The sequence below is a fragment of the Mesorhizobium sp. M7A.F.Ca.US.014.04.1.1 genome, assembly GCF_003998745.1.
Lineage (GTDB): Bacteria > Pseudomonadota > Alphaproteobacteria > Rhizobiales > Rhizobiaceae > Mesorhizobium > Mesorhizobium ciceri.
The window spans coordinates 1-9,883 of the sequence record NZ_RZRW01000186.1 but is presented as its reverse complement, the minus strand read 5'-3'; the positions used below and the strand labels follow the sequence as shown (position 1 = coordinate 9,883).

Sequence of the window (9,883 nt, the reverse complement as noted above, 5' to 3'; positions counted from 1 at the left end):
CCGCCACCGGCGCCCTGGATCGCCCGCCCGGCAACCAGCACAAACATGTTGGGGGCCATCGCGCTGACCAGCGATCCCGCCAAAAAGATCAGGATCGCGGCATAGACGGTCGGCCGGCGGCCGTAGACGTCGGAAATCTTGCCGTAGAGCGGAGCCACGGCTGTAGCGGTCAGGAGATAACCGGTGACGATCCATGGCAGATAGTGTGCGTTTCCGAGCGCATGCCCGATGGTCGGCATGGCCGGCGCGACAATGGTCTGATCGAGTGCCGCCAACAGCATCGACAACAGCACGCCGCCGATGATGGCGTTCTTTTCGCGCTCTGTTATCGGCGTGCCGGTTTCCGCCATCGTTTTCTCATCGACAGCCTGGTCCATGATCGTTCATCCATAAGCTTGCGATTTGACCGGCGCTGTTCAGCCGCTCCGGCTTCATGACCGTTTGGATCGCATTGGTGTTTTAAGCTCGTCTGGCGAGCCTGATATATGTCGTCCCATATAGGCCGGTTTCGACGGCGGCTCGAAAGTTTTTCGAATCTGGCACTACGTTTCGGTGAATTGGCTTTCAGTTCGGGTGCGTTCAGGCCGGCGGCAGTCGTCCGTTGCCGATGCGCTCCATGCGGTAGCGCAGCAGCCGCAAGATGCGGCTTTCGAAATTGACGCTTTCGACGCGGTCGAACTGAAGCTGGGCGCGGTCGTGCCTGGCCAGAACAGCCGCGGTGATCGCGGCCGCCTTGGCCTTGGCGGCGTTGCAGTTCTTTTGCGGGTAGGTGGCCTTCAAGGCCTCTTCGAGTTCGCCGCCATGGTTCTTGGCGATTTCGACATGGCGCTCCTCATGGCGCTTGATGTCGGCCGACAGCGTATCCCAGAACAGCCTGACATCGGCATCGGCCTTGCGCGGCCGGCGCCACTCGGGAAGGATCACCTTCACCTTGACGGTCACCACCGCGTCGGCAATCCGGCAGGAACTCGGTGTCTGCGCATAGCTGATACGGGTGGTGAAGGCCATTTGCGTGGCGCCCGGGTGCCGCGTGCCGGTGCTTTTCACCTCCGGGCCGCGTTTGGAGAGTTGTGCCTCGATGTCGTCGAGGGTGCTGCCGCCAATGGCGAAATAGCTGTACGTCTTGACGAGATTGGCCGCCGCCGCCGGGTGCGGCGTTATGGCGAGCAGCAGCGCGCAAGCCAAGGATTGTTTCACGCCCAAGGACTGTTTTTTCATGCCAAGCATGGATCGTTTCATCATGTTGCCTCTTCGACCACCTTGCTTTACGGCCGTTGCCGGCGCAATGAAATTGATCCGCCAGGGATCACACATGATTGATGAACTCCATGGTCGATGAGCAATGACGGCCAGGCGATGGCAATTGGCGCATGGACGCCATCTCGACCTTGGCGGCAAGGCCGTGGTCGTCGGCATCCTCAATGTCACGCCCGACAGCTTTTCCGACGGCGGCCAGTTCGACGCTCCTGAAAAGGCGCTGGCCCAGGCGCGCCGCATGATCGGGGAAGGGGCACTGGTTGTCGATGTCGGGGGAGAATCGACGCGCCCAGGTGCTGCCGCGGTATCGGCCAGCCAGGAACAGGCCCGCATCCTGCCGGTGATCGAAGCGCTGGCGGGCGTGAACGAGGTGCTGATTTCGGTCGATACCTATCGCGCCGACACGGCGCGGCTGGCGGTCGCCGCCGGCGCGCATATCGTCAACGATGTCTGGGGTTTGCAGCGCGAGCCCGATATTGCTCGTGTCGCCGCCGATACCGGCGCCGGGCTTGTCATCATGCATACCGGGCGGGATCGCCAGAAGCTGCCGGACGCGATTGCCGATCAGTTGGCATTCCTGCGAAGGTCGCTGGAAATCGCCCGCCAGAACGGCATCGCCGATGATCACATCGTGCTCGATCCCGGTTTCGGATTCGCCAAGGAGACGGCGGAGGAAAATCTCGACCTGATGGCACGCTTTTCGGAATTGCATGCACTCGGCCTGCCGCTGATGGCCGGCACGTCGCGAAAACGCTTCATCGGCACGGTCACCGGCCGTGATGCCGCCGACAGAGGGGTCGGAACAGCGGCGACCAGCGTCATTTTGAGGCTCCAGGGCGCCGATCTGTTTCGCGTCCACGATGTCGCATTCAACGTGGACGCATTGGCGCTCGCCGATGCTATGCTGGCGCGTCAAACCGACCGGGCGAGAAACTGATCGATGTATGTCATCCGCATGAAGAACTGCGCTTTCTTTGCCCGGCACGGCGTGCTGGACGAGGAGGAACGGCTCGGCCAGCGCTTCTATGTCGATGCCGTTCTGACCGTTGATCCAGGCCGGGCGCTTGCCGAAGATTCGATCGAGGATACAGTCCACTACGGCGTTGCATTCAGCGTCATTGAAAAGATCATCACCGGGCAGCGCCGTTTTCTGATCGAGTCGCTGGCGCTCGAAGTGGCCCGTGCGCTGACGGCGCGTTTTCCGCAGATAAAGAAAGCCGAGATCACGGTGCGCAAGCCGAACGCACCAGTGCCCGGCGTGCTCGATTATGTCGAGGTGACCGTTGTCTGGCCCGAATAGTACCGTTTATCTCAGCCTTGGCGGCAATCTTGGCGATCCGGCGAAATCCATGAGCGCGGCGCTGCGCATGCTGGATGCCGACGCGGATACGCGTGTCACCGGCGTCTCCTCGCTTTATCGCACACCGCCCTGGGGCAAGCTCGATCAGCCGGATTTTCTCAATGCGGCCGCCGAAATTTCCACCGTGCTTGCACCGCGTGCCTTGCTCGACCTCTGCCTCGATGCGGAGCGCAAGCTGAAGCGGGTGCGCGAGGAGCGGTGGGGGCCGCGGCTGATCGACATCGACATTCTGGTGTTCGGCGACCGCGTCATCCACGAGACCGGGCTGGAGGTGCCGCATCCGCGCATGCTGGAGCGCGCCTTCGTGCTGGCGCCGCTGGCCGAGATCGCGCCCGGCCTGGTTGTCAGCGGTCGCAGCATCACCGACCGCCTGGTCGCCGTCGATACCTCAGGCATCGAGCGATTGTCGTCCGGCCGGGATTGGTGGCTGGCCTGATTTCTGGGCAAAGCGACGGCCGAACTTTAGCCCGAGAAGCCGCCACCATCCAGGAACGTCTGCTCCTGCGAGGTGGTTTCGCGCCCAAGCATCCTGTTTCGATGCGGAAAACGGCCGAATTGCTCAATGATATCACGATGTTCGACAGCATACTTCAGATAGGGCTCGGCCCTGGCCTGCGTCAGCTCGACCGAAATATCCTGGTCGGCCAGTAGCTCCGAATGCTCATAGGGCAGGTAGAGGAAAACGCGGAGTTCTTCCTCGAGTGCCAGGTCATGACCAGCCGCGATCGCCTTCTCTGCGAAATATCTGGCGAGCGGATCGGTCGCGTACATATGGCCGGTGCCGCGAAAGCAGTTCCGCGGAAACTGGTCGAGCAGGATCATCAGCGCCAGCGCGCCTTCGGTATGTTCCAGCCAGTCGTCGCATTCACGCCGCGCGGCGGCGTAGTGCAGGTCGAGAAAGCGGTCGCGGAACTCGGCATCGAATGCTTCGTTCTTCTCGAACCAGGCATCCTCGCCGGCATCGCGCCAGAATTTGGTGACCGACAGGGCTCTGCTGTCCAATTCCATACCTGATTCCTTGCTCAATCGGCGGGTTCGGATTTGTGCAGCACACCCGCGGTCTCTTCGTTGAGTGCCTGACCAGGCCGGCGCGGCGTCGAGAGCGGTGTCGGAATCGGCGTGCCGATATTGCCTCTCAGGAAGCGCTGTCCGGCGCGAATGCCTTCGGCGAGCTGGGTTTCGAAGCGGTCGGTGTCGCGGCGCCTGACATCTTCGATCGTTTCAGCCACGTCTTCGGGATCGACGCCCAGAGATTCCAGGGCCGAGCCGCCGAAAACAAGTGCGGATTCGAAGGTTTCGCGCAGTTGGTAGTCGACGCCGGCACGTATGAGCTGCAGCGCCGTTCCACGGTCGAATGCGCGGGCCAGCACGGTGAGCAGTGGGAATTCGGCCTTGATCAGCTGGGCGATGCGAACAGCCACATCGGCCTTGTCGACGCAGATCAGCACGGCGCGCGCCCGGCCGGCACCGGCGGCATGCAGGATGTCCAGCCGCGTGCCGTCGCCATAGTAGACCTTGAAGCCGAAATCGGCCGCCGCCTGGATCATTTCGACGTCATTGTCGATGATCGAGACGTCGATGCCGCGCAGCAGCAGCGGCTGGCTGGCGATCGGGCCGAAGCGGCCGAAGCCGATGATCAGCACGCTGCCGGTCAGGCCATCGGCGACGTCGACGCCGTCGAGCGCCTGCTCGTCGCGCGGCGTCAGATAGCGCAAGGCGATGATGGCCAGCGGCGTCAGCACCATGGAGATGATGACGATCGCCGTCAGCGTCGCATTGGCGTTGCCGTCGATGATGCCGACCGCCGCGGCCGCCGAATAAAGGACAAAGGCGAACTCACCGCCTTGCGCCATGAAGACCGCGCGCTCAAGCGCCTCGCGGTGGCTGGTTTTCAGGATACGGGCGACGATGTAGATGCCGAATGCCTTCATCACCATGTAGGCGACGACATAGATGGCAATCAGCCGCCAGTTCGCCGCGACCACATGCAGGTCGAGCGACATGCCCACCGCGAGAAAGAACAGACCGAGCAGGATGCCGCGGAACGGTTCGATATCGGCTTCGAGCTGATGGCGGAAGGTCGATTCGGACAAAAGCACACCGGCCAGGAAGGCGCCCATCGCCATCGACAGGCCGCTGAGCTGCATGGCGAGCGCGGATCCGAGAACGACCAGAAGTGCCGCCGCCGTCATCACCTCGCGGGCACGGGCATCCGCCAGGATGCGGAAGAACGGATTGAGCAGATAACGGCCGGCCACAACCAGGCCGACGATCGCGGCGAGGCCGATGCCGACCTCGGTCAGCCGCTCCGATAGGCTGGTGTCGGCACCGCCGGGCGCCAGAAACGCGATCAGGGCCAGCAGCGGCACGATGGCAAGATCCTCGAGCAGCAGGACCGATACGATGCGCTGGCCTTTCGGCGCGGCGATTTCGCCGCGTTCCTCGAGAAGCTGCATGACGATCGCTGTCGAGGTCAGCACGAACCCGGCGCCGGCGACGAAGGATTGCGCGATTGGAAACCCTCCAGCCATGCCGACCCCGGTCAGCAGGAGCGCGCAGACGCCGACCTGCAACGCACCGAGGCCAAAGATCTCGCGGCGCAGGCCCCAGAGCCGCGATGGCTGCATTTCCAGCCCGATGATGAACAGGAACATCACCACGCCGAGTTCGGCGACATGAAGAATGGCTTCCGATTCGGAAAAGACGCCGAGGCCGAACGGGCCGATCACCACGCCGGCAGCCAGATAGCCGAGGATCGAGCCGAGGCCCATGCGCTTGAAGATGGGAACGGCGACGACACCGGCAGCAAGCAGCGCCACCACCTGAACCAGATCACTGCCCGATGCTTCCGCCGCCATGCCTCTTGTCCCTGTGTCTTGCAGCACTCCTTGCATGCAGTTGGAGCGGGAGGCAAGGCGAGAAATCTGCCGGAAAGGGTAGGGTGCCGTTGCAGTGATTGACCTGGTGGAACAACGGTCCCCGCTTGCCTGCCGGACGTTCGGCATCTATATTGCGTATATGTTTGACCATTCGTCCCGGCCGTCCTCGCCGCCACATATCCCGATGGATGCGCTCAGCGAAGTTCTGCAAGACTTTCGCTTGAGTGGTGTCAACTATGGCCGCTGCGAACTCCGGCACCCATGGAGCATAGACTTTCCGCAACAACAGCTGCTTCGGTTTCACTTTGTCGGCCAGGGCCCATGCTGGATTCATACTGAATCGCAAGGTTGGCAGGAGCTGCGCGATGGCGATCTGGTGCTGCTGCCGCAAGGCATCGCCCATCGGCTGGCGAGCGCGCCGGACGTTGCAGGGGGCTCGCTCGAAGGTTGCCAGGTGATCAAGTTGGGGGGCAACGTCTGCGAAGTGGTACGGCAAGGAACGGGCGCGACGAGCACCCTTTTCTGCGGCTCCATGGCCTTGGACTCCTATGCGCTCAACCCATTGATCACGTTGATGCCGCCTGTCATCAAGGGTTGCGACGTGGCCGGCAATGACCCGGTCGTCGGTCCTTTGCTGGCGGCCATGACGGTGGAGGCCTCGCAGCCGCAGATGGGCAGCGCCACGATTCTGTCGCGTATGGCCGACTTGCTGACGGCCCGGCTCATACGCTGCTGGGTCAATTGCAATGGAGCCTCGACCACCGGTTGGCTCGCAGCCATCCGCGACCCCCATATAGGCCGCGCTTTGGCGGCCATGCACCGCGACCCCGGCCACAACTGGACGCTGGGAAGCCTGGCCGGCGTGGCAGGCCAATCGCGCTCGATTTTCGCCGAGCGTTTCAGTGCGGTATTGGGGGAGGGTGCCGCACACTATCTCGCCCGCCTGCGCATGCAGCTTGCCCGCGAATTGCTGGGCCAAAACGGCTTGTCGGTTGCCGAAGTCGCTACCCGTTTGGGCTATGATTCGGAGGCATCCTTCGCGCGCGCGTTCAAGCGCATCACCAATGTCTCGCCGGGCGTTGTGCGTCGCACAATTCCCGGACGAATGGATATGAATTTCGGATTCTAAGATACATATCATCCGAGCGGACTCGCCTATTTAAGACCTCCAAACTTTGGAGATCTTTCCGTGACTGACACAACATTACAGCTTGAAGACGCCGCGACTGGCCTTGATGCCGATGCACCAGCCGCGTGGAGCGCAGCCACCTGGTTCGCGGTCATTTCATTGGCGGCCACCAGCTTTGCCTTGGTGTCGGCCGAATTCCTGCCCGCAGGTCTGCTGACGCCAATGGCACGCGATCTCGGCATCAGCGAGGGGACGGCCGGACAGGTAGTCACCGCCACCGCTTCCGTCGGCGCCGTGACGGCCATGTTGAGCAATGTTCTCATCGGCCGCTTGAACCGCAAGGCGGTGCTGGTTGGTCTCAGTGCTCTTGCGGTCGGTTCCAATGTCCTGGCGGCGCTGGCGACCGATTTCTGGCTGTTGCTGTTGGGCCGCGCCGGGCTGGGCATCGCTCTCAGCGCTTTCTGGGCACTTTCGGTCGCCGTTGTGGCGAGGCTGGTTGGCGCCAGCGCGACAGGTCGGGGCATGGCGATCGTCACCCTGGGCGTCTCGCTCGCAACCATTGCCGCACCGTCGATGGGCGCGTTGATCAGTGACTGGATAGGGTGGCGCAGTGCCATGGCCATGACGGCGGGGCTGGCCGCGCTTGCCATGCTGCTGCAGTTTCTCAGCCTGCCGACCTTGCCCGCAACGGCAAGCAACAGCCTTGCAGATGTATTTCGGCTGACCCGGCGGCGCGGCATCCAACTCGGGATGCTGGCTATCCTTTTGCTGATGACGGGGCATTTTGCCGGCTCGGTCTATGTGCGTCCCTTCCTCGAACAGGTGACACTCCTTACAACCGGACCGATTGCCTTGGCTCTGCTCGGGTTTGGCGTCGCTGCCGTGATCGGTAATGTTGCCGGCGACCGCATGGCCGACACCAACATCCACATGGCCCTCGCAGTCACCGCGGCGTTGATGGCGGTTGCGGCACTTACTTTGGTGCTTTGGGGCTCGCGTATCGGCGTTGCCTTCGGCTTCGTTACGCTGTGGGGTTTCGCCTTTGGCATGGCGCCGGTGGTGCTGCCGACCAATATGTCGCGCGCGGCGCCTGATGCGCTGGAGGCAGCGGGCAGCCTGATGGTCACCTCTTTCCAAATTGCCATCACCATCGGCGCGGTTGTCGGCGGCTATGTCGTGGACACCTATGGCGCGACTGGACCTTTGACTCTGACTGCTATCCTTGCCGCATCGACCGCCGTCTTGGCGCTGCTGCAGCCTCGCAGCTGAACTTTGCAGCCGCCGACACAGTAGCCTCAAATCCTGCCGCCAGCGATGTTGCAGGCGCGATACACAAGTTGAGGCCGGGAACACGTTGCATCTTGCCGCAATCGAAGGCTAAGGACGCTCGGCTTCGGCCATTGGAGGGTGATCGACGATCAAGTCGCGCCCTTTTTGAGGAGATGACTGACATGAAGAAGTTTTTGTTTGTTGCCGTCGGCCTGGCGGTGCTTGCCGGTTCGGCTTGCTCGAAGGCGCCTGAGTGCACGGCGGAGATCGCAACCAAGAAGGCGCAGGACATGGCTGCAGCACTTCAGGAGGCGATCACCAAGGACCCGGCCAAGGCGGCTGATCTGACCGCCAAGGTCCAGGCGGTGACAACCAAGTATCAGGGCACCACGACGTTGGCCGACGCCTGCAAGGCCTATGACGAAGTGACGGCCGCGATCAAGGGCTGACACCCTGATTTGAGATCAAGGCCTAAGCGCCTGATTCGATGGGCTCAAGTGAGAGGGCGGTGACCGTTGGGTCGCCGCCTTTTTCTTCGGATTTTTCAGTTCGGCGCGATTTCAGTTCGGCGCGATGGAACCGACTTCGACCGCGTCGACCCGCTTCAGGCTCATGCCGATCACCGGCACCAATTGGTCGTTGACGCGCACGGCGATAGTCACCGTCATCGAATTGTCGTCAGGGATGCGAGCCTGCATGACGCCGCGCAGCTGGTTGCGGTTGATGGTGAAGACCACCTTGCGGGGATCGACGACGTTGCCGCCGATGATGTCGAGGCCGGAACCGGTCGCGCCACCCATGAAGCTGCCCTTGTAGCCCTCGCGGCCCTTGCGCTCGATCTTGGCCGACATTGGCTGGGTGAACATACCGACCCGGCAGCCGCCGTCGAGCGACATGCCGACCTTGCCGTCGGGCGTCGAGCCGGTGAAGCTGCAGTTGAACTTGGTGCCCTTGTACTTGCCGGCGACGATTTCGCCGGGACCGATCCACTTGCCTTCGGCAGACTGGAAGAACTGCTTGTCCGGCTCCGCCGCAGAGGCCACTCCGGCAATGCCGACGACTGTCGTAATCACCGTTGCCAGGGACAGGACGCTGGATAGAATTACGCTTTTCATCGACGACACCCGGCAACAAAGATGCTGTTTGGAACCGGTCTGACCATGAACAAGATTGGTTAATGCTTCGTCACCGCGGGGCCGCCGCAGAGCAGTCCGGTAACGATTCCGAATGCCCGGACACTCCAGCCCGGCTCACTTGCCGGAGGGGGTCGTTGCACCGTCTTTCCTGGTTGCGAACGATGTCAGCGCCGAGAGGAAGTCGCCCAATCCGGGACGTTTGGCGGCGCTGAAGGGCAGGGGTCGAGCCGTCTCCATCGCGGCGATGCCGATGCGCGCCGTCATCATGCCGTTGACGACGCCCTCGCCAAGCTTGGCCGAAAGGCGCGCGGCCAGGCCGTGGCCAACGATCTGCTGGACGACACTGTCGCCGACCGCGATCGAACCGGTTACCGCCAGATGCGCCAGAACGCTGCGCGCCAGGCGGAAGAAACCCAGCGTTCCCGGCCGTCCGCCATAGAGTTCCGACAGGCGCCGAATGAGCCGCCCGGCCTCGAACACGACATAGGCAACATCGACCAGTGCGCGTGGACTGACCGCCGTCACCAGCGAGACGCGTTTGGCAGCTTCGAGAATCATCACTTTCGCTCTGGCATCGAGTGGTCCGAGAATTTCAGCCTCCGCCAGGCGCACGAGATTGCCGCCGTCGATGATTTCGCCGCGCAATTCGGCCAGCTCGCGCCGGCCGGCCGCGGTCTCGGGTTTGGCCGAGACAAAGGCCGACAATTCGTCGACGACCGATCGTGCCGCCTTGGGATCGTCGCGGGCGATCGCATCGAGCGCCCGCTTCTGCAGCTTTTCGACCTCGGCGAGGCGGGCGATCGCCAGGAATTCGCGAATCAGGATCACCACAAGCGCCAGCACGGCGATGGCG

General features: G+C 62.7%; 12 protein-coding genes. 6 read left to right on the top strand and 6 right to left on the bottom strand.

Going from position 1 to position 9,883, the window contains the following annotated elements; genetic code table 11:
* Positions 1-377 (bottom strand): MFS transporter (locus EOA22_RS14655; protein WP_127390051.1); only part of this gene is annotated, 377 nt, incomplete at its 3' end.
* A 202-nt stretch (positions 378-579) separates the two neighbouring features.
* A complete protein-coding gene (locus EOA22_RS14650; protein WP_063170227.1) occupies positions 580-1,239 on the bottom strand; it encodes a DUF922 domain-containing protein in 660 nt (219 codons plus the stop codon).
* 103 nt (positions 1,240-1,342) lie between these two features.
* Between EOA22_RS14650 and folP the strand changes: the two genes are divergently transcribed.
* The 3 genes from folP to folK are packed head-to-tail and all read left to right on the top strand — an operon-like array spanning position 1,343 to position 3,053.
* Entirely contained in the window at positions 1,343-2,194 is an 852-nt protein-coding gene (gene folP / locus EOA22_RS14645) for a dihydropteroate synthase (protein WP_063167918.1), read from the top strand.
* A 3-nt stretch (positions 2,195-2,197) separates the two neighbouring features.
* On the top strand, positions 2,198-2,557 hold the full coding sequence (folB, locus tag EOA22_RS14640) for a dihydroneopterin aldolase (RefSeq protein WP_013531873.1): 360 nt from the start codon (positions 2,198-2,200) through the stop codon (positions 2,555-2,557).
* The gene (folK, locus tag EOA22_RS14635; RefSeq protein ID WP_013531872.1) at positions 2,541-3,053 is read left to right on the top strand and encodes a 2-amino-4-hydroxy-6-hydroxymethyldihydropteridine diphosphokinase; all 513 of its coding nucleotides are present in this window, start codon (positions 2,541-2,543) and stop codon (positions 3,051-3,053) included. The genes folB and folK overlap by 17 nt, the downstream gene beginning before the upstream one ends.
* A 26-nt stretch (positions 3,054-3,079) precedes the next feature.
* Here the strand turns inward: folK and EOA22_RS14630 are convergent, their stop codons facing one another.
* Together EOA22_RS14630 and EOA22_RS14625 are read right to left on the bottom strand one after the other, a co-directional pair.
* Complete coding sequence (locus EOA22_RS14630) at positions 3,080-3,625, bottom strand: DUF924 family protein (RefSeq protein ID WP_063167919.1); 546 nt, start codon at positions 3,623-3,625, stop codon at positions 3,080-3,082.
* 14 nt (positions 3,626-3,639) lie between these two features.
* Positions 3,640-5,475, bottom strand: coding sequence for a monovalent cation:proton antiporter-2 (CPA2) family protein (locus EOA22_RS14625; RefSeq protein WP_127390050.1), 1,836 nt, complete (start codon positions 5,473-5,475; stop codon positions 3,640-3,642).
* Positions 5,476-5,635: 160 nt separating this feature from the next.
* On the opposite strand from EOA22_RS14625, the gene EOA22_RS14620 reads away from it, so the two are divergent.
* The 3 genes from EOA22_RS14620 (at position 5,636) to EOA22_RS14610 (ending at position 8,343) form a co-directional block, all read left to right on the top strand.
* A complete protein-coding gene (locus tag EOA22_RS14620; RefSeq protein ID WP_063170228.1) occupies positions 5,636-6,625 on the top strand; it encodes an AraC family transcriptional regulator in 990 nt (329 codons plus the stop codon).
* Positions 6,626-6,685: 60 nt separating this feature from the next.
* The gene (locus EOA22_RS14615) at positions 6,686-7,894 is read left to right on the top strand and encodes an MFS transporter (protein WP_127390049.1); all 1,209 of its coding nucleotides are present in this window, start codon (positions 6,686-6,688) and stop codon (positions 7,892-7,894) included.
* 182 nt (positions 7,895-8,076) lie between these two features.
* Entirely contained in the window at positions 8,077-8,343 is a 267-nt protein-coding gene (locus EOA22_RS14610) for a hypothetical protein (protein ID WP_024503536.1), read from the top strand.
* 111 nt (positions 8,344-8,454) lie between these two features.
* Here EOA22_RS14610 and EOA22_RS14605 read toward each other — a convergent pair whose 3' ends face one another.
* On the bottom strand, positions 8,455-9,009 hold the full coding sequence (locus tag EOA22_RS14605) for a hypothetical protein (protein ID WP_024503535.1): 555 nt from the start codon (positions 9,007-9,009) through the stop codon (positions 8,455-8,457).
* Positions 9,010-9,144: 135 nt separating this feature from the next.
* A partial coding sequence (locus EOA22_RS14600; RefSeq protein WP_127390048.1) for a TIGR01620 family protein occupies positions 9,145-9,883 on the bottom strand: 739 nt, incomplete at its 5' end.